A 20,472-nucleotide genomic window follows, 5' to 3' on the forward strand; every position below is an offset into this window, starting at 1 on the left:
CGACTCGCATACGTTTCCGTACTGTTATAATAAGGGCGTTGAACGAGCGCATTTGCGCGATATCCGGCAAGGACAATCATGGAATGGTATCAGGCGGTAATCGTGTTTGCCGTGGCCTTTGCGGTCGCGTACTGCATGGTACCCGTTTCCAAGAAGATCGCATTTCGGATCGGTGCTATCGACTACCCGGGGTATCGTCGTATGAATCGCGAGCCTATCCCGCGTTGCGGAGGCATCGCGTTGTATGTTGGGCTGATCGCGGCATGTTTCACGATGTTCCTCGGAGTGCGGTTCTTCGATTGGGATTTGCATGATCTGTATATTTTGAGCGACGTGAACTACATCGTATTGTTCGTCGGCGTGACGACAATGTTCACCGTGGGTCTGGTGGACGACATCACGCAGTTGTCGCCCGGCGTGAAGCTGGCGGGGCAGATTGTGGCCGCGACGGTCGTCACGCTTTCGGGCATCACCATCGGCGCGGTGCGCACGCTGGTCGTGGGCGACTATCTGTCGCTCGGTTGGATCGACTATCCTTTGACCGTGTTGTACCTCGTGGTGTTCGTGAACATCACCAACCTGATCGATGGGCTGGACGGGCTCGCTTCGGGTTTGGTGGCCATAGTCGCCGGCGGACTGCTGTACCTTGTTTTGATGCGGGGAAGCTTCACCCTCGTGCTCGTCTGCCTTGCGCTTATTGCCGTCTGCCTTGCGTTTCTGCGCTACAATTTCTTTCCCGCCTCGGTGTTCATGGGCGATTCCGGATCGCTGTTGCTCGGGTTGGTCGTCGGCATCGTGTCGGTGGTGGGCGTCGTTCGGACGCAGAGCTTTGTGGTCATGCTGGTGCCGCTCATTATCGCGGGAGTTCCCGTGCTCGATACCGTCTCGGCTATCGTCCGACGCAAGCGTCTGCATCAGCCGGTGAAAGACGCCGATTTGGGGCATATCCATCATCGTCTCATGCGCGCAGGGTTGAGCCAGAAGCGCTCGGTGGCGGTGCTGTGGCTTTGCTCGGCGGCACTCGTGCTCGTAGGTTGCCTGATGGGAAGCTTCTCGGGGCCGGTGCGCTGGATGGTATGCATTGTGCTGGCTGTGGTTTTGTTCTTCGTTATCTGGAAATTCGGTTTGTTCAAGCCTGTTTTGAAGCATCATTACGACAACAGGGGCAAGCGGGGCCCGCGCGTTCCGCGCCAACGATAAGCTGGTAGAGCGATGACTGAGATTTCCGAAGCGCATAGGAGACAGTCGAAGAGGACGGCCGCAGCGGCCGTCGCCGTCGTTGCGGTGCTGTCGCTTGCGTTCATTGGGCTGGTGTCGTTCTTGGACAACGCAGCCGGGCAGGTTCAGATCGACAGCGTCTCCATCGAGGCTGTCTCGTCGTCCGAGCCGTTCTATACCTTGCTCATTGGCTCCGACTCTCGCAAGGGCACGGCGCTCTACACGGGTAAGAAAACCGACCATGCCCAGGTCGACCAGCACGCCGACGTCATGACGCTCGTGCGCGTTGATCCGGAAACCTACACCATCACGCTTGTCAGCATCCCTCGAGACACGGTGTTTCAGGGCACATCGCTGAAGATCAACGACTCTCTGCTGGGCGGCGATCCCGAGGAGGTCGTGGCGAGCGTCGAGCGCCTGACGGGCGTGGCTATCGAGTACTACATGTTGACCACGTTCACATCGTTCGAGGCGCTGATCGACGCGCTTGGCGGCGTCACCGTCGACGTGCCGAAAAACGTTACGGTTCCCGATCCCATGACGGCCGAGAACGTGTCCCTGAAAGCGGGCCGGTCGCAGAGTCTCGACGGATCGGAGGCGCTCGTCCTCGCTCGTGCGCGCAAGGAGTACGGTGAGCATCAAGAGGCCCTTCGGCAGATGAACGTGCGCAACATCGAGACGGCCATGATCCAGAAAGTGCTTTCGCTCGACAGCGAGAAGAACGCGAACGCGGTGCTCGTCGACTTGGAGGAGTACACGGATACCAATTTGGACATGGCCTCGGTGGGGTACTTGCTTGTGGACTTCATTGCGAATCGTGAAGAGGTGACGATCTATTCGACCACGGGGCCTTATGCGGGCGGCGAGAACGCGGAAGGGTTGTGGGTCGTGCAGGAGGATCCCGCTGCCTGGGCCGAGCTGATGGCTGTGGTGGACGCAGGGGAGGATCCCGAGGGCATCGTGAAGCTGCCCTCCCACTCGTAGAGGCGATGGCGAATCGTTTTAGATTTGTTGCTATGCTATTATGTCAATTTGTCTGTTTGGGATGTCGAATGGGAGCGTTGTGCTGAGTACTCTTGCGACGATATTGAAGGACAACTGGGAGTGGCGCAAGCAAATAGGCCGGTTGGCCATATTCGAATTGGTCAAGAAAAGCCGTGGCGCCGTTCTCGGTTGGGCATGGTTTTTCATCAAGCCTGCGATGTACATCTTTTGTTTCTGGTTCGCTTTGGAAATAGGGCTTCGTGCGGGCAACAGCGATGCCGGCGCCCCTCCGTACATCCTGTGGCTGTGCGCAGGTCTCATTCCGTGGTTCTTCATGCAGGACATGTTGGGGCCGGGTCTCGACGTGCTGCACCGGTATTCATATTTGGTGAACAAGATCAAGTTCCCTCTCAGCGGTATTTCCACGATATTCTCTGGCGCTACCCTGATCGTTGAACTCATGCTTATGGTGGCGTTGTTCGTCATCTATTTCGCGTGTGGTATGCCGCTGGACGTGTATCTTTTGCAGGTTCCTATCTTGCTGGTGCTCATGTTCTTGTTCTGGAACACTGTGTCCATCCTGTTCTCGCAGCTCTCCGCTATGAGCAAGGACGTGAAGAATCTCATGTCTGCCATGTCGACGCCGTTCTTCTGGCTTTCAGGGGTGCTGTTCGATGTCAAAGATATCCATATCGGCTGGGTTCAAACCATGCTGGACTTCAACCCTATCACCTTCTTCGTCACGGCGTTTCGCGGCGCCTTCTACGACAAGACGTGGTTCTGGAACGATCCGTCAGCTTGCGTGGGCTTCGTTGTCGTGTTCGCGATCACCCTCCTGGCAGCGCTGTTCGTGTACAAGAAGTTCAATGAGGAGGTGTGCGATGTCCTCTAACGACGAGTCGTTGAAGGATACCAAGTCCCTTCATAAAACCAGCGTGAGCGACGAAGTGGTAATCAAGTTCGATCATGTGACCAAGACGTACAACCTGTACAAGAACGATCGCGGGCGTTTCCTGGGCATCTTCAACTACAACCGCAAGGGCTCTTTCCTGGGAAGCGTCGATGCCAGCAAGGACCTTTCGTTCGAAATCAAGAAGGGCGAGGCCGTGGCTTTTCTCGGCCGCAACGGCGCAGGGAAGAGCACGACGTTGAAGATGGTCACGGGCGTGACGCATCCGACCAGCGGAGACATCGAGGTCAAAGGTCGCGTTTCCGCGCTTCTGGAGCTCACGGCGGGTTTCGACTCCCAGCTGACGGGGCGGGAGAATATCAACCTGCGCGGCCAGATCCTCGGCCTGAAGCGATCGGAGATACGCGACCTCGAACCCCGGATCATCGAGTTTGCCGAGCTCGGCTTGTACATCGACCAGCCGATGCGCACATACTCGAGCGGTATGAAAGCGCGTTTGGGCTTTGCGTTCGCTGTTGCCATCGACCCCGAGATACTCGTCGTCGACGAGGCCCTTTCGGTGGGCGACCGGGCTTTCCAGAAGAAGTGCATCAACCGCATACGCGAGATCATGATGGACGAGAGCGTCACGGTGCTGTTCGTGACGCATACGTCCGCGACCGCGAAGGAGTTCTGCGGTCGAGGTATCGTGCTGGACCAGGGGACGAAGGTGTTCGACGGTTCGATCGACGATGCAACGGCATATTACGAGAAGAATTACTAAGCGAGCTCGCTCATGATGAGGCTTGCGGCGTGGTTCATCCGGTTCGCGTACTTCGTGTGCGCGTTGTTTCCGCGTCGAGACAAGGTGTCCTTCCTATCTCGGCAATCGTCGAGGCCTTTCGATTTCGCGCTGCTTGAGCCGGAGATCAGGCGTTCGCTTCCCGGTTACGACATCGTGTGGTCGTGCGTTCCAGAGTCCGGCTCTTTCGGGCCTCTGTTGGCGTTTCGTCAGGTGTGGCATGCAGCTACTTCGCGTGTATGCATCGTCGACGGTTATGTTCCCGCCGTGAGCGTTCCGAAGAGCCATGAAGGGGCTCTATGCGTGCAGCTATGGCATTCGTTGGGCGCGATGAAGAGGTTCGGCTACCAGGCTCTCGACACGCCGGACGGTAGATCGTCGAAGGCCGCGAGCGCTTTGCGTATGCATCGCGGCTACGACATGGTGGTCGCGGGGCTTCCGGGCGCCGTGCCGGCATTCGCCGAGGCGTTCGATTGTTCGGAGAAGAGGATTCTGCCCCTTGGTCTTCCTCGTGTCGATTACCTGCTTTCCTCCGAGTTCGAAGACGAACGCGCTCGACGCCAGCGTGCGGCTGTGGAGCGGTTGGACATCGATCGGGATCGGTGGAGGGCCGTAGTGCTGTACGCTCCCACGCTGCGGCGCGGGGTGGCCGGAGGCGATGCGTGGTTCGATCGCTCGACGGAGGAGCTGACAAGGGCTTTCGGCGAAATCGATGCGGCGCTCGTCGTGGCCGGTCATCCTTTGCAGGCTGATGTCCAGCATGATGGGGGGAACGTGGCCTTCCTGCGCGGTGCCGCCTCCATTGACGTGCTTTCGTGGGTCGATTACGTGGTGACCGATTATTCCGCTGTCGCGTTTGAGGCGGCGGTTGCTTCGAAGAAGGTGCTGTTCTACGTTCCCGACATTGAGGAGTATCGTCGTTCGCCTGGGTTGAACGTTGATCCGCTCGAGGAGTATCCGCAGCTTTCTTTCAAGGACGCAGATTCCTTGGCGAGCGCTGTGGCGTCCGATATCCGGACGGACGGCAGCAAGGTGCGGCCTTTCGACGAATGCGCGAAGGCGTATCTGGGCGATTTGAGACAGGGCTGCACGAAAAGGATCGTCGCCGAGGTGGCATCGGCCGCTGGTGCTGGCTCGAAGACGGTCGGGGATGATGATGGGTTTGCGCGGGCGACGCTGTAGGGAAGCGCCTCGCGGCTGAAAGAAAGGATTGAGCGATGAGCGAGAAAGACGGGATGCAGGGAGTTCATTCTGTTGAGATCAGCGCGACCAATGACGTGGTGTACGGAAGCTCGCATGTCGGGCTTCGGCGAGTTTTGACCTACGGCACGTACGACCTGCTGCATTACGGACATATCCGTCTGCTGCAGCGGGCGGCATCTTTGGGTGATTACCTGATCGTGGCCTTGTCTACCGATGAGTTCAACGCGTTGAAGGGGAAGAAGAGCTTCTACTCGTATGAGGTTCGCCGTGAGATGTTGGAGGCTATCCGCTACGTCGACCTGGTCATTCCGGAAACGCATTGGGAGCAGAAGGCATCCGATGTGGAGCGCTATTGCGTCGACGTGGTGTGCATGGGAGGCGACTGGAAGGGAGACCCTCGCTTCGAGGCGCTACGGAACCAGTGCGAGGTGGTGTACCTCGATCGCACCGACGGCATATCGACCACGGAGGTCAAAGGCCGTTTGGGTAAGGATTCGCTGTGAGGACAGCTGGACGAGTGAGCGATGCCGCTCGAGCGGCGGGGTACGCGGTGCTTCGTCGCGCGCCCCGCACGAGGCTTGCCGTCAGGCACGCTTACTGGGCGTTGCAGAAGCGCAAGTACGATGCGCTTGCAAAGTCTATAGCCACGGAGGCGCGCACGGTGCTGTTCGAAGCGTACGGCGGACGTTCGTACGCGTGCTCGCCGAAGGCTCTTTACCAGGAGATGCTGGGCGATGAGCGGTTTGCGGGCTGCGAACTTGTCTGGGCGTTTCGGGAGGGCGCTGTCCCTTCGGACGAGCCGGACCTGGAGCATGCGACCATAGTCAAGCGTGGTTCGAGTGCGTACTTTGAGACGTTAGCTCGCGCGGGCTGCATCGTCGTGAACAACCGGTTGCCGGAATACGTGTACCCGAAAGACGACCAGGTGTACGTCCAATGTTGGCACGGCACCCCCTTGAAGCGCCTGGGGTACGACGTGGAGATCGAGATGGAAAGCGCTCTGAACACCACTAACGAGCTTGCCGAGCGCTTCGGAATGGATGCACGGAAGTGGACTCACCTGCTTTCTCCATCGCCGTACGCGTCGAAGCATCTGGCGGATGCGTTCGGGTTGCCTCTGGAGAAGCGCGGGAGCGTGATCGTCGAGGAGGGCTACCCGAGAAACGATGCCCTCGTTCGCTCGCGAGGCGACGAATCCGTTCGCGCAAGGTTGCGCGATTCGTTGGGCGTGCCGGAAGGGAAGCGCGTGCTGCTTTACGCACCAACGTGGCGTGACGATTCGTACCAAGACGGCGTGGGCTACACGTTCGATTACCTGTTGGATTTCGACCTTATGAGGCAACAGTTGGGCGACGAATGGGTCGTGCTGTTCCGTCCGCACTATTATATAGCCAACCAGTTCGATTTCTCCGCCTACGAAGGCTTCGTCATCGATGTGTCGAAGGTGGATGATGTCAACGACCTGTATCTGGCTTCCGACGTGCTTTTGACGGACTATTCTAGCGTCATGTTCGACTATGCCAACCTGCGCAGGCCCATCGTCTTGTTCGTGCCGGATCGCGAGCGTTATGCCGATGCTATTCGCGGGTTCTACTTCGACTTGGAGGAGGTTCCCGGCCCCCTTTGCTCGACTACCGACGAAGTGGTCGAGGAGCTGACGCACGTGGAGGGTCATCGAACGAAGTACGAGCAGGCTTACGCGGCGTTCGTTGAGAAGTTCTGCCCGCTGGACGATGGTTGCGCTTGCGCGAGGGTGCTGGAAAGGCTTGCTAGTTTTGTCGCGCTGCCGTAAGAGGCTTGCGAGGCGATCAACGAAATCGAGGCGATGCCGGCCGATTCAGAAGGTGGCGCATGCTGGCATCCGTCAATGCCTGCACGGTGGCGAAACCTCCGCTCCGCGGTAGCAATCGATCGGCTTGGTAATCACACTGATTCGCTTTACTTTGCGTTTCGAGCATCCGAACTGGGAAAGCGCCTTCGAGTGCGCTCGGTGGATCCGAAACGCCTTGGCCGAGCCCTCGTCAGAATTGCCAAACCGATTGATTCCTACCGCTCGACGCCGTTTCCGCTGTTAAACCGACATTGACATGGCTTGGGCGGGTCGCGTCTCGTAAAAAACCTCGTCGGAGGGATCGGTATCGGTGCCTGTTAATGCTGGCTTGATAGCGGAGCCAAGCACTGAGTCGCAAAAATCACCGCTGTAGACTCGATGCGGGGATGGCGGTCGTCATTATGATCGGGGCCTGCGCAAATGCGAGGCAGGTGCAACTGGAAGGTGCCGAATGCCGTCACCGGGCGCTTTGAAGCTTGGAATTCACTTCCCATCGGTGAATTTTAAGACTCGACGGCCTTCCTGTCGGCTGCGTTCCGGCATTGGCGTAGGCGGCCGGATGCTCGTGGTTGACGACGGCGTTCAAGGATCCGGCAAACCCATATCGATATTGGCCGTGCGATAGAATCTCGAGGTTTCGGCAGGAATCGGTGGGATGCCTAGTGCCTGTTTGGCAAAGGTGTGCCGATGCCGTGATCGAAGAAGGTTCGGCGTGGCCTTCTCCTATTGTTGATGTTGTGAACGTGCGAATAGCGGGGGCGATTATTCGCCCCCGCTCCAACTGGCTCATCCTGTCTCGGGCGTCCGAGTTAGGGAGTTGCCTTTTAGCTCCGAGGCTCGTCAAGCTGCATAATTGCCTCATATACCCGTTCGCAGCATTTTCCGTCGCGGAAAGCGAATGTCTCTTCCATTCGCTTTTTGTATACGTCGTCGGGTTTGAAGTCGCGGGCGGCTAGCTTCTCGAGTTCCGCCAGAAGGTCGTTTTCGTTGTCGACGACAGGGCCGAAGCCATCGCGTTCATAGTCGAAATAGCCTTGGGAATACACCTGAGCTCCGCCGTAGAAGAACTCCCTGTCGAATTGGTAGAAAATGCACTCTTTACCCAGATAGGCCACATCAAACGCCATTGATGAGTAGTCGGTTATGCAGACGGATGCGCTGCAAAAGCATTCTTGAATTGAGCGGTCTCTATTGTTTGTGTGTACCGTTATATAGTCGGGAACGGAGAATGCCCCTGTCTCGATATAGGGAGCAATGTTCGCATGTGGTACGAAAAGGACTTCACATGAGTTTTTCTTTGCGAGTTTCTTCAAGGTTGAGTTGTTGAGAAACGACTCCCAGGTTTCTTTGTATTCGGAAACTAAAAAGGAATCTTTGAATTCGCGATTATTTCCTAGCCCCAAAGTGTTTCCAACTAGCGATGCCCTCCATGTGGGAGCAATCATAATGGCATGTCTTGCTTGTTGAGAAAAACGCCTGCTAGATTGCATCTTGAGCAGTGCATCGTGTCGAGGAAAGCCCGACAAGGTCACGGATTCCGGTGCAATCTCGTAGGGTGATCCGTCATCGACGAAAGAGTGATACTCTTCCGTCGAAGCCGCAGCAAGAAGCGATATAGGTTTTCCGTTCAACCATGTAGATAAGTTGTGAACAGTGAGACCGTGCTGCAAGAATATAAATTTTTTCGATTTGAAAAAATTATCTTGGAAATAGGAATGGACGAAATTGTCGGCATGGGAACTGATTATCATTGAGCATTTCCGAAGCTCTAACTCATGAGCTTTCGATCCAAAATTAAGCAGGTTAAAGCCTTCTTGAGCGAGCCTCTTCCAATCGGGGGACTCCTTGCGCAATGCGAACAAGCACCTTTGCTCAGGATGATTTCTCATCATATAACGGTAGAAGTGCTCTCCGTTGTCGTCTGCTTGCGTGTCGCGATCCATGATGATCCACGTCGATCCTTTTTGTTCGTACGCAGACCAATTTCTGGTATAGCGTCTAATAGCTTCGCGAACGCTTAAGCTGTTTTCAAATTGCTTACCGTCGACCGTAAGGCGTGCGGATTCTCTCTTTTTGCCGACGTACGAAAGGACTTGGTTCTGCCTTTCAAACTTGAACGAAAGTTCATACGTGTCGTACAGATTGACTCCGAAGAAGCTATTCCCAACCCTTTTGCTCCGAATGGGGGTCAGCACTTTGCCGTCAAGGTAGAAGGCGATTTTCTTCGAGCATGTTCGAATATGGATCAACTTCTTAGGAAGATCGATGCTCGTGACATAGGCGATCTGGTAAGGAGGTTCGCGAGTCATGAAAAACTGCGATATCGCCGCCTTGTGCGCAAAACGCAAGAAACGTCCAGGGAAATCGAAAAGAACTTTCGTGTCAATGCATGCGAATATTTCACGAAGTAGATCAAGGAACTCCTCCTGCACGCCAGCTTCTTCGGCAAACCTGCTGCGTTGAGGTCGATTGACAAACCAGCCAAGGTAGTACGACAAATCGTACAAGATGGTTTTTTGAATATTGACAGGATAAAACCCTCGTACCCTTTTAGAGTATTGAAGCAGATCGAGGTAGCCGTATCGTGGCACTGAAATCAGCTTGTTGGTATCACGCCATGATCCATCTATTGTCGAAGTGCCGCTTTCCCGTTTCCGATAGTAATATCTCGGCTTGCTTAAAAATCCAACTACTCCCGCCGTCAGTTCGAGCAGGTACCTCCCAACGAAATGTCCGTCTTCGAAGTTCGGTTTAATGTCTTCGCTTATTTTCAGCCCACGATCCTTGATTACGGACATTTTGAAAAAAGCAGTACTCATTGAAAACTGCATAGGAATGTGCTCGTCAAGCGCCGAATAGAATTTGTCGCCATGCTTGTAATTGTTGTTAAGCGGGTGGGTGTCGGAGTAGCGTCTCCCTTTTTCAAAAAAGTACACTAGTCGGCAACTGACCATCTGAACTGACGGCCATGCGACGATCGCTCGGTCGACCTCCTCGAAATAGCGCTTTGATACGAAGTCGTCCGGGTCGATGAACGTCACCCATTCGCTTTCGGTATGATTCATGCCGAGGTTGCGGGCGGATGCCTGGCCCCCGTTTTCCTTTTTTAAATACGTGATGGCGCCAGGCCAACGATCTTGCCAGCGCTTGATGATCTCAGCTGATAAGTCCGTGGAGCCGTCGTCTACTGCGATGACGCGGATGCTTTCTTTAAACATGGTTTGGTTGTAAAGGCTGGTGAAGAAATCATCCAAGTAAGCCTCAACGTTGTACACGGCGGTGACCACCGTGTAGGTCTGGCTGCTTCGGTAGGTATTCGGCTTGGGCTCAGATCCTTTCCGAGTTTTACGGTAGGCTCGGATCTTCCGAATGGCGGGATCGGGCAGAACCTTCTTGGCGGCTCTCTTAATATCTTTCTTCAATTCGTTCGATGACATGTTGACACCTTTCGTAGCAATATGACCTGGCAGCATAATCGACGAGTTATTTATTCAGCACCCCTTTGTCGGCCAGCTCCTTCAAAAGACGGTCGGTGTTGTGGCCGTCCCGATGCTCGACGATTTCGGCGAAGCGCTCCGCGTACTCGCGCGACTGCGGCTTGCCGTACAGCTCGGCCACCGCCGCCTCCAGCTCGTCGGGGGAGTAGCAAACGGGACCGAAGGCGCTCTGCTCGTCTATCATCAAATGCGTGCCCTCGCCGTACCGGGCCATACATTCGTCCTTCTCCTCCCACCAGAAGACGACGTTCGCACCCCGGTAGAATGCATCGAAGGCGATGCTCGAGTAGTCGGTGATCAGCAGGCGGACGCCCCTGAGGAGCTCGTCGTAGCTCCCGACGGCGGCTTTGCCCGGCGAGCCGGCGAACGTCGCCTGGTCGAACAACGGGTGAGGGGCGACCACGACCTTGTCTCGCAGGCTTTCCGGGATGGACGAGACGATCTTGGCTACCATCTTGGTGTATGCGGCCTTCTCCGGATGCTCCCTCATCTCAGCGAACTCCCATATCCGCCATGTGGGCATGACCAGGATCTTGTCGGCGTCATCGTTCATGAAGCTCCTGTCGAACTTGGGCAGCCCGCACACGATGAGCTCCTCCTCGGAGAAGTCGGCGGAGTCGATGAAGTGCTGCGCCTCCTTGTGGGAGGATACTACGACCAAGAACCGGCCTTTGACGTTTGTCCGTCGGAAGGAGGTCCGCTGCGGCGAGTCCAGCGAGATCATGTACATGACCCCGTGCTGCAGGAAGACGTGGGTCGAGCGCCTGCTCTTGAGCTTTCTTTGCACGAAGAGGTTCTGACAGCGAAGTTCTAAGGCGTGTGCCGCGGTCTCCGTTCCCAAGAAGGTTTGGCAGCGGAAGAACCGCACGTAATGCGCGAACGTGTGCTGGTAAAGGAACCTCTTCCGATAGCGCGGATCGACATCGAGCTCGTTCGCGACGCCTCGATCGATAACGAAGCGGACGTTCGGGCACCCCTCGTCGACCAGCCGCTCGAAGACGACACGCCCGCTCTCCTCGTAATGCCGTCCGTTCTTCTCGTACAGCAGAATCGGGTCGATCCAGAATGCAAGCTTGGAAGCCGCCCATGCGAGGAACAGCTTTGCTTGTTTCGTCCATGAGTCCGTGACGTTCAGATGTCGGACGGTGAAGGTCGTACCTTTCCCGGCGTTCTGCCGGAAGTACAGGACAAGGCGCTCGTCATCGAGTACATGAAAGGCTGTGTGCGCAGCGAGGTACTTGGGCATGAAAGCGCTGAACCGCACGCCGGAGGAGTCATCGGCGAAGAGGGATGCGGAGGCTCTAAGCCGCACCACGTTATGGATCGGCATCGTGAGCGCCTCTTCGAGCGGGATGTCTATGCGGATTAGGCGGAGGTTGAGCCTTCCTTCCCCCTTGAAGGGGAGGGAAGGCCATACGGTCGGGCGCGGTTCGAGGCCTCCCACTCGCGCAGTCAGGCTTTCAGCGTGTCCTGCGCAGGGCGTGCGAACGGAAGCAAGCGACACGAGCGACATTGCGTTGCGTCTACGGGAGAAGAACCCGAACGGCAAGACGAAGGAGAAAGCCTCGCTCCTACCGCTCGTAGCATCGTTCTTGCGGAAACGCCAGCTCATCGAGTGTGCCTTTTCGCAAAAAAGGAGTCCTTACCAGGTGCGATGTATCCGTATGGCGCATTAAGAATGACCGAACAGGATGGGTTTACATAATCGGGGTTATCGAGAAAACGGCGCAACATCCCAGGTCACGAGCTTTACGTGTGACAGGATTTCCGGGACTTGCCTATTGGAGTATTTGCCAGGGATAGTTTTTCGGGTACAATCGACAGGCAGTTTACGAATGGCTTACAGTTTGCTGCAGTATTTCGAACGGGAGAAATGGTTCAATGTTTAAGTCTGATAACCCCGATTATGTGAATCTCCGCCCTTGAGTCATTCGGTCAAAACCAGTCCAGCTAGGCGATGCTGTCCCGTTCGCTCGACTCGGGCTTACCGCCGAAAGCAGTCAAAATTGCTGGTGATCTCTAATTGACTAACAGGAGGATCGGAAAGACATGGGAAAAAATTTGAAGGCCGTGCGCCGCGCAATAAAGAAATTCAAGAGCGATCCCCAGTTTAGGGCAAAGTTCCTCTACGCTTCTGCTTTTGACAAGGCTCCTCGAATAGACGAGCATCGTGTCCTGCTCGAATCGTTCAACGGGAAAAATTTTGGCGGCAACCCATTTTACCTACTTAAAGAATTGCGCTCGAACAAGCAATATGCCCACCTAACCGTTATTGTAGCTGTTAATGAAACCCGCATTGAAGCCACGCGGATCCTGCTGGACAATCATGGATTGTCCGATGTCCCAATAGTAGCCGTCCATTCTGAAGAGTACGTAGATGCCCTCGTTGCCTCAAAGTATCTCGTCAACAATTCGACTTTTCCCACGTACTTCATAAAGAGGTCGGGGCAAATCTACCTAAACACGTGGCACGGAACCCCTCTTAAGGCTATGGGAAGAAAAATCATAGATGAGCCTCATAAGACGGGTAATACGCAGCGCAATTTCCTCATGTCAGACTACCTGCTCTATCCAAACGAATACTCTTTCGAACATTTTAAAAACGACTACATGATAGCTCCGTATTTTTCCGGCAAATACGTTTTAAGCGGTTACCCGTGCAACGCCGTGCTCTACGACAATGAGCTAAAGCAAGCTATGAAAGAAAAGCTTGGCGTTGAGGACAAGCGGGTCGTCGTATTCATGCCAACCTGGAGGCAAGGAAAAAAGAACGGCCATAAAGGTAAGCATTCTCAAATGCTTCAATTCATTCTGATGACGCTTGACGAACGACTTGATGACGATGTCGTAGTTTTCGCCAAGCCCCACTATTACGACACCCGAAAGATCAATTTCAAAAGTTTCAAGCACGTAAAGCAGTTTCCTTCCGATCTTGAAACATACGAAGTGCTGTCTATGGCCGATCTTCTTGTCACGGATTACTCTAGTGTTATGTTCGATTTCTTGAACACGAACAAGGAGATCGTTCTCTTTCCTTATGACCAGGTCGAATATTTTGAAACGAGAGGAGCTTATGTTTCGTTAGACGAGCTTCCGTTCGATCGGACAATCGATGTATATGATCTTTGCGAGAGAATAAACAAAACCACGAAAAGCGAGTCGACCGCTTCTCGCTATCCCGAGGCGAGGAAAACATACTGCCCTTACGACTGCGAAGATGCAGCTAAAAAGCTTTGCGATTTGCTGTTCTCAAAGACCGAGCAAGACATGATGGTCATTCCGGGCGCAAAGTATCACAACGACAACCCGAACATTATTATTTTTGGCGGGGCGCTGACAAAGAACGGAATCACGTCGTCGCTGCTTGGGCTTTTGGACTCCTTAGACTTCGATCAGGTCAATTACCTTGTAACGTACCCATCAAACAAGGGCGCTGCCGTCATCGAAACCATAAACGGATTTAGCGACGACCTTGGCTACTACCCCATCCAGGGTGAGCAAGTGATGACCTATTCGGAGGCAATAGCTCGATTCCTGTTCTTTAGATTCAGCATTGAGAATCCCTGGATTTCAAAAAGGATCAAAAGCCTCTTTTCTCGAGAAGCGCTCCGTCTCTTTCCTTCGATGTCGCTTACAAGGTGTATTCATTTTAGCGGGTATGAGCGAAGCTGGATGCACCTTATCCTGGGGATGGAGAGCGAAGAGAACGTAATCTACGTCCACAGTGACATGTTGCAAGAAAGATCTATGAGGTCGAACTATCACATACCGTCGGTAACGAGGGCTTATCGGGAGTTCGACAAAGTTGCAGTAGTGAGAGACGGTTTGAAGGGGATCATTGCTCAGGGTTTCAACATAAGTCCTGACAAAATCTCGGTGGTTCACAACATAAACAGGATAGATCCTATCCGGAATCTCGCTTTGCAAGACGTGCATTACGATGCCCAGACCAGCTCCAACATGCCCATAGAAGAGCTGAAGGCAATCCTTGAGGACAAGTCGATAACCAAATTTATAAACGTCGGGCGCTTTTCACCAGAAAAGGGCCATATGCGACTCATCTCTGCCTTCTGTCGCTACTCGGATGCGCATCCCGATAGCGCGCTCATCATCATAGGAGGACACGGGGTAGACCATCGCACCATCCTCGACATGGTCGAGGGGCATCCAGGAAAACGCATCGTAATTATCAAAAGCTTATCGAATCCTTTCCCCATTCTGGCTTCTTGCGACGCTTTCATTCTTTCGTCGTTCTACGAAGGCTTGCCTATGTCGATCATGGAGGCTCTCATCTTGGGGAAGCCTGTCATCTCCACAGCGATTTCGGGTCCCAAGGAGTTTCTTGAACAAGGCTATGGGCGCATCGTCGACGATTCAGAGGACGGCCTCTATGAAGGTATGTGCGATTTCGAGAAGACCGGGCTTTCCGATCTCAAGAGCTTTGATGCTGAAGCGTTCAATGCTCAAGCGGTAAAAGAGTTTTACGATGCAATAGGTCTTTAAGCGCTTATGTGCATGCTCTCGTTCGCATGCACATTGCGGCAAAACGAACGACTGCTAGAACCCTTCGAGTCGTCATCAAGCGATCGGGGGGTTCTGTTGTGGATCGGGCACTGAATCGTTTTTTTGAAAACTAACAATTCCCACGTATTGCTTCGATGCGGGAATCAAACACGGACCGTACGGGGCGGAGGATGTTCGACATTGTTGCTGTTGCCTGACCGGTTTATAGCATGGTGCTGCATGGAGCTACATCCTCTGTGGTGTCTTCTTCGGCTGCATGCTCGTTTGGCTGCCGCATACGCGTTTGCTGCCTTGTTGGTCTAATGGGTTCTCATTCTGGGGTTTTGTGCGCGTGCTATCATTGATGCCGAACAGATTCACGCATGATGGAAGGGTGAGGTTTTGGGACCGAGTTCGAACCGACGGGCTCCTTACGGTCGGGGTGGAGAGCGCACGCCGGGCGTGGTTTCGCCGTATGACCGCAATCGATCTTACCGGTCAAGTTCGCTTCAGGGTCGCCCAGCGGGCAGCTCGGTGCGCCCGGCGCCCAGGCCCACCGCGCAGCAGCTATATCCCGAGCGTGTTAGGAATCGAAAGCGCAACCGGCTGATCAGGCGCATCGGTTTGTGCGTACTGGCCGTGCTGCTCGTGGCGGTCTGTGCGACAGGTGGGTATGCGCTGTGGTATTCAAATGCCCTCGATGGCGCTCTGTCCATGGGCTCCGAGCAGGATGCTTCGGTTGACTCCGTTTTGGTGAGGCCCGAAACGGGCAAGCCCTTTTACGTGTTGCTTCTTGGTTCCGACTCCAGGGAAGGGTCAGGCACGTCGAAGAATCCCGACATGCAAGGCGACAACCAGCGTTCCGACGTGATGATCTTAGCCCGTGTCGACGCAGGCAAGAAGCAAGTTACTTTGGTGTCCGTGCCGCGCGATACTCCCTATACGCTGGACGGTGGGAGCGTTGTTAAGATCAACGAGGTGTACAACATCGAAGGAGCGGCCGGCTCCATCAAGGCCGTGTCGAAGCTGACGGGTGTTCCCATCTCGCATTACGCCGAAGTGCATTTTTCCGAGTTTCAGGAAATCGTCGACAAGCTGGGTGGTATAACGGTGGACGTGCCTATCGAGGTGTCGTACAAAGATGCGCTCACGGGCGACAAGGTCACCATCAAGCCGGGCGTGCAAGCTTTGAACGGCCAGCAGGCGCAGATATTCGCGCGCGCTCGTCATGAGTATGGCGAGAACCAGGAGGCGAAGCGGCAGAGCAACATCAGGACGGTGCTCATGGCCATTGTCGAGAAGGTTCTCGAGAAACCCCTGGCCGAATTGCCGGGCACGGTGCTCGATCTTGCTGAGAGCGTGGGCACCGACATGAACACGTCGGACATCCTGTCGCTCGCCCTCGATTTTTCGGGCGGCTCGGGTGAGATGACCGTATACAGCTGCACCGGCCCCAGCAACGGCGATTTCATGGAGCAGCATAACGGTCTATGGTTCTGCTACGAGAACCCGGAAGGGTGGGCGAACCTCATGGCCGCGGTGGACGCCGGCGAGGATCCTGGCGAGCTGGACGTCGAATCGACTGCGATCATCCCTGCGTCTTCGGACGCGTCGGTCTGATAGGCATCAAGGAAGGACGAGAGGCCATGCCGGCTGTTTCCGTGATCATACCCATGTACAACGTGCGTCCCTATATCGAGGACTGCCTGCTGTCGTTGAAGCGGCAGACGTTCGGCGATTTCGAGGCGCTGTGCGTCGACGACGGTTCGACCGACGGCACGCTGGAAGCCGCTCGGAAGGCGGGCGGCGACGACGCTCGCTTCTCATTCCTTTCTCAGGCGAACGCGGGGCAGTCTGCCGCGCGCAATGCGGGCATCGCCCGCGCGACGGGGAAGTACGTCGTCTTCCTGGATTCCGACGATTACTACGAGGATCGTGCGTTGCAGATGCTGTTCGAGCGGGCGGAGCGCGACGGGTTGGACGACCTGTTCTTCTCGGCCCGCACGCTGTACGAAGGGGAGGACGTGCGAGCGCGCTATCATGATGAGTATGGCGGTCGCTCCGACATCGACGGCATCATGACGGGTCGCGAGCTTATGGTGCGCTTCGTCGAAGAGGATTCGTTCTGCGTGTCTCCCGGAATGCAGTTCGTCCGTAAAAGCTTTCTCGACAAAGTTGGCCTTCGGTTCTACGAGGGAATCGTGCACGAGGACAACCTCTTCACCTGCCTCATGCTGGCCTTGGCGCCGCGAACCGGCTTTCTGAACGAGTCTTTGTACGTGAGGCGGGTGCGGCGCGGCTCCACGATGACCGAGGATCGCGAGATCAAGCACGTGTACGGTCACTTCAAGGCAGCGTACGAGATCGAGGCGTGGCTGCGCGTCCATGTGGGGGAGTGCTCGGAGGCGTTCGTCCGCGTTTTGCTGCGTCATGTGGCGTTCTGCTACGATCGGGCGGCGTTCGATGCCCTGTCGCTCGATGAGGCGCAACTAGAGGCGTGCGCGACCCAGCTGGGCGCATCGGATCCCGACGAGGGTGTGTCGTTTCGCTTGCACGTGATTGAGCACGCGCGAGAAACCGGGGGAATTCGTCAAGAGTACCTTGGCTCCACGACGTACCGGATAGGCCATGCTATCATGGCCCTGCCTTGTCGACTCAAGGAGCGCTTGGGTCGTTAGGCGCACTGCTCGAACGAAAGGAATGGTACAGGTGAAATTGAAGAACATCGTGCGCTACGGTGCGGTTGCGGCGCTGATGGCGCTAACGATGGCAGTTATGGTTAGCTGTCAGAAACAGGAGCCTGCTGCGGAGTCGGAGCCCACCGATACGCAGCTCATGCAGGAGGCTGCCGGCGATGCGAAGGCTCCCTTCTACGTGCTAGTGGTTGGAAACGATTCGCGCGTTGGAACGACTCAGATCTCGCTCGAGGACTACGCCGACGGCACGGGGCGCTCCGACACCATGATGCTGGTTCGCGTCGACCCCGTTACCTACAAGATAACGCTAGTCACCGTGCCGCGCGATACTGAGGCCGACTACGAAGGTTCGGTGGTGAAGATCAACGAGCTATACCGCCAGGGAGGCATGGAGGCCGCTGTCGAAGGGGTGGAGAGCCTGACTGGCGTGCATGTTCAGTACTATCTCGACATGGGCTTCGTCGACTTCGAGAACTTCGTCAACGCGCTTGGAGGAGTCACGGCGAACGTCCCCATCGACATGCATTTGAAGGACATCGTGAACGGCGGCACCATTGAGCTGGGCGCCGGAACGCAGGAGCTCGACGGCCCCGAGGCCCTTGTTCTCGCCCGTGTACGCAAGCTATACGCGACCGATATCGAGGCGTGCCGCCAGATCCAGGACCGCCAGCTGGTCGAGGCGGGCATCAAGCAGGTTGCGGCCGACCCGGCGAACGCTGCGGCGCACCTTGACGCGCTTCTTGGCAATGCCGAAACGAATTGGCCGAAGGACGAGCTGGCGGCTATGGTGGCGGACTTCGCCGCGAACGCCGACAGGATCGCTTTCCAGTCGGGTACCGGCCCTTACGTTGGCGACTTTATGGAGGAGCATGACGGCCTCTGGATGGTTCCTCGCGACGAGGGAACGTGGAGGAAGGTTATCGAAGTGGTCGAATCCGGCGGCGATCCGACGACGGTCGTAGCCTTGCCCGAAGTAGAAGCGGCGTAAGCCACTTAGTATGCAAGAAGACCCCGAATGCTCGGGGTCTTCCTTTATTTCCCGCCTTCGCGGCTGCTTTTTCTCGTCACGTATTTCTTAAAGGTGCGAAGAGTGAACCAAGGACCTACGTTGCGTAGGTTGTACAGCCCCTGCTTGACGAGCCCCCAGGCGTAGGGCGCGCTGCGGACGTACGGTTCGGGCATGCCGCGCAGTTCGGCAAACATGCGCTTGCATCCTGGAGGTATCTCGGCGTCAGACAGAACAAGATCGGTATCCATTCGCTCGAACATGCGCGTGGCTGCCGCCCGCACCTCGTCGTTCGTCAGGTCGACTTCTTCCAGGACGCCACCTAGGTAGGTGAAGCCGCGGCTGTTGTGGGCGCGCAGCACGGCTTCGTCGCGGATGCCTATGCGTTCGAGCGCATCCATCATGTCGTTCCATCGGTCAAAAGGCAGTAGCGTGTTGTTCAGCGCGAAGGACTTCGATTTCTCGGGCGTTTCCTCGCGGTAGCAGTAGTACGGCTCGTCGAGATAGACGATGCGCTCGGCTTGGCAGAGCGTCTCTATCAGAAACGGGTTGTCGGCCCATCCCGCTCCCGGATACTCGCGGAAACGGATACCGTGCTCTTCAAGGAATCCTTTGCGGTAGATGGCCGACCATATGGACGGATGGTGCGTGAGCAGATGCGCCGCGTCGCGGATGATGAACGGCTGGCAAGGCGGCTTGATGCGACGGCGGTAGCTGCAGTTCAGCTTGCGTTGCTCGGGGGTGTCGGGCATCCAGATGCGCCAGTACGGGGTTTTCACGATGTCTGCGGGATCGTTGAAGGTTGCTTCGAAAGCGAGCATGTCGGCATACATGCCAGGTTCAATCCAGTCGTCGGGCTCGACGATGGAGATCCATGCGCCTCGCGCCTCTTCCAGTCCGCGATTGCAGGTGGCTCCGTAGCCTTGGTTCTGCTTGTCGATGACGCGGATGCGCTCGTCGCGAGCGGCGTATGCCTGCATAATGGCGAGAGAGCCGTCCGTGCTGCCGTCGTTCAGGCAGATGACCTCCAGCTCGCGGTGCGTTTGCGCGAGAATGCTGTCGAGGCATTGCGCAAGGTACGGCTCCGCGTTGAAGACCGGGACGATTATAGAGACGAGCTGATTATCTGCGTTGCGCATGAAGGGCCTTTCTTTTTCTATTCATCCACGAAATCAGCGCACGCGCCGGAATCGTCGAATATGTAGCGGGTACCGTCGATTACCGCGGTGCCGGTCGCCATGGCTCCAGAGGAGGGGTCAAGATAGTACCATGACCCTCCGTTCTCGAGCCAGCCCGTTGCCATCATGCCTGATTCGGGATCCATCCAGTACCAAGCTCCTCCCGTGAGCAACCAGCCGGTTTGCATGGCTCCCGATCCGCTCAGGTGATACCAAGCGGTTCCTTGTTTCAGCCAGCGGCTCGACTGCATGGCCCCGGAGCCTTCGAAGTAGTACCACTTGCCGTCCGAGGCCTTCTCCCAGCCCGTGGCCATCCTCCCGCTCTCGGGGTCGAGCCAGTACCAGGAGCCGCCCTTGCTCAGCCAGCCGGTCTGCATCGCCCCGGAGCCGGACAGGTAGTACCAGGAAGATCCCTGCTTCATCCAGCCGCCGGAGCGCATGGCGCCGGAGCCTTCGAAGTAGTACCACTTGCCGTCCGAGGCCTTCTCCCAGCCCGTGGCCATGGCGCCGGATTCCGGGTCGAGCCAGTACCAGGAGCCGCCCTTGCTCAGCCAGCCGGTCTGCATCGCCCCGGAGCCGGAGAGGTAGTACCAGGAGGAGCCCTGCTTCATCCAGCCGCCGGAGCGCATGGCGCCGGAGCCTTCGAAGTAGTACCACTTGCCGTC

At 56.1% G+C, this 20,472-nt stretch carries 14 protein-coding genes and 1 pseudogene; 11 read left to right on the plus strand and 4 right to left on the minus strand.

Translation table 11 applies throughout. The features are described 5' to 3' along the window. Positions 1 to 78 precede the first annotated feature (78 nt). The 7 genes from GT590_RS13745 to GT590_RS13775 all read left to right on the plus strand — a co-directional run bounded on the left by GT590_RS13745 (position 79) and on the right by GT590_RS13775 (position 6,888). Positions 79 to 1,200 carry a glycosyltransferase family 4 protein gene (locus tag GT590_RS13745; RefSeq protein ID WP_009304079.1) on the plus strand — a complete coding sequence of 374 codons (1,122 nt, stop codon included), beginning with the start codon at positions 79 to 81 and terminating at the stop codon, positions 1,198 to 1,200. Between the two features lie 12 nt (positions 1,201 to 1,212). Continuing rightward, positions 1,213 to 2,202 (plus strand): LCP family protein, encoded by a 990-nt coding sequence (locus GT590_RS13750; RefSeq protein WP_161171176.1) that lies wholly within the window; start codon positions 1,213 to 1,215, stop codon positions 2,200 to 2,202. 61 nt (positions 2,203 to 2,263) lie between these two features. After that, entirely contained in the window at positions 2,264 to 3,094 is an 831-nt protein-coding gene (locus GT590_RS13755) for an ABC transporter permease (RefSeq protein WP_229026937.1), read from the plus strand. Further along, entirely contained in the window at positions 3,084 to 3,875 is a 792-nt protein-coding gene (locus tag GT590_RS13760) for an ABC transporter ATP-binding protein (protein WP_021410993.1), read from the plus strand. The genes GT590_RS13755 and GT590_RS13760 overlap by 11 nt, the downstream gene beginning before the upstream one ends. 12 nt (positions 3,876 to 3,887) lie before the next feature. Beyond that, positions 3,888 to 5,075 (plus strand): CDP-glycerol glycerophosphotransferase family protein, encoded by a 1,188-nt coding sequence (locus GT590_RS13765; protein ID WP_021410994.1) that lies wholly within the window; start codon positions 3,888 to 3,890, stop codon positions 5,073 to 5,075. 35 nt (positions 5,076 to 5,110) lie between these two features. Further along, entirely contained in the window at positions 5,111 to 5,599 is a 489-nt protein-coding gene (gene tagD / locus GT590_RS13770; RefSeq protein WP_021410995.1) for a glycerol-3-phosphate cytidylyltransferase, read from the plus strand. Beyond that, positions 5,596 to 6,888 (plus strand): CDP-glycerol glycerophosphotransferase family protein, encoded by a 1,293-nt coding sequence (locus GT590_RS13775; protein ID WP_086414467.1) that lies wholly within the window; start codon positions 5,596 to 5,598, stop codon positions 6,886 to 6,888. The genes tagD and GT590_RS13775 overlap by 4 nt, the downstream gene beginning before the upstream one ends. An 863-nt stretch (positions 6,889 to 7,751) precedes the next feature. On the opposite strand, the gene GT590_RS13780 is transcribed toward GT590_RS13775, so the two are convergent. Both GT590_RS13780 and GT590_RS13785 read right to left on the minus strand, forming a co-directional pair. Then, positions 7,752 to 10,364, minus strand: coding sequence for a CDP-glycerol:glycerophosphate glycerophosphotransferase (locus GT590_RS13780; RefSeq protein WP_021411001.1), 2,613 nt, complete (start codon positions 10,362 to 10,364; stop codon positions 7,752 to 7,754). Between the two features lie 46 nt (positions 10,365 to 10,410). Further along, on the minus strand, positions 10,411 to 11,868 hold the full coding sequence (locus GT590_RS13785) for a CDP-glycerol glycerophosphotransferase family protein (RefSeq protein WP_157666220.1): 1,458 nt from the start codon (positions 11,866 to 11,868) through the stop codon (positions 10,411 to 10,413). Positions 11,869 to 12,473: 605 nt separating this feature from the next. Between GT590_RS13785 and GT590_RS13790 the strand changes: the two genes are divergently transcribed. The 4 genes from GT590_RS13790 to GT590_RS13805 all read left to right on the plus strand — a co-directional run bounded on the left by GT590_RS13790 (position 12,474) and on the right by GT590_RS13805 (position 18,611). Continuing rightward, positions 12,474 to 14,927 carry a glycosyltransferase gene (locus GT590_RS13790; protein WP_021411003.1) on the plus strand — a complete coding sequence of 818 codons (2,454 nt, stop codon included), beginning with the start codon at positions 12,474 to 12,476 and terminating at the stop codon, positions 14,925 to 14,927. An 840-nt stretch (positions 14,928 to 15,767) separates the two neighbouring features. Beyond that, on the plus strand, positions 15,768 to 16,547 hold the full coding sequence (locus GT590_RS14625; RefSeq protein WP_227101278.1) for an LCP family protein: 780 nt from the start codon (positions 15,768 to 15,770) through the stop codon (positions 16,545 to 16,547). A gap of 26 nt (positions 16,548 to 16,573) precedes the next feature. Then, entirely contained in the window at positions 16,574 to 17,605 is a 1,032-nt protein-coding gene (locus tag GT590_RS13800; protein ID WP_021411007.1) for a glycosyltransferase family 2 protein, read from the plus strand. 22 nt (positions 17,606 to 17,627) lie between these two features. Next, positions 17,628 to 18,611: an LCP family protein gene (locus tag GT590_RS13805; RefSeq protein WP_114526352.1), complete on the plus strand. Its 984-nt coding sequence runs from the start codon at positions 17,628 to 17,630 to the stop codon at positions 18,609 to 18,611. Positions 18,612 to 18,655: 44 nt separating this feature from the next. Here the strand turns inward: GT590_RS13805 and GT590_RS13810 are convergent, their stop codons facing one another. Next, positions 18,656 to 19,768 carry a glycosyltransferase gene (locus GT590_RS13810; RefSeq protein WP_114526350.1) on the minus strand — a complete coding sequence of 371 codons (1,113 nt, stop codon included), beginning with the start codon at positions 19,766 to 19,768 and terminating at the stop codon, positions 18,656 to 18,658. Between the two features lie 17 nt (positions 19,769 to 19,785). Further along, a pseudogene (locus GT590_RS13815) lies at positions 19,786 to 20,472 on the minus strand (N-acetylmuramoyl-L-alanine amidase family protein); the annotation flags it as partial.

The sequence above is a fragment of the Eggerthella sp. BIOML-A1 genome (assembly GCF_009875595.1).
Lineage (GTDB): Bacteria > Actinomycetota > Coriobacteriia > Coriobacteriales > Eggerthellaceae > Eggerthella > Eggerthella lenta.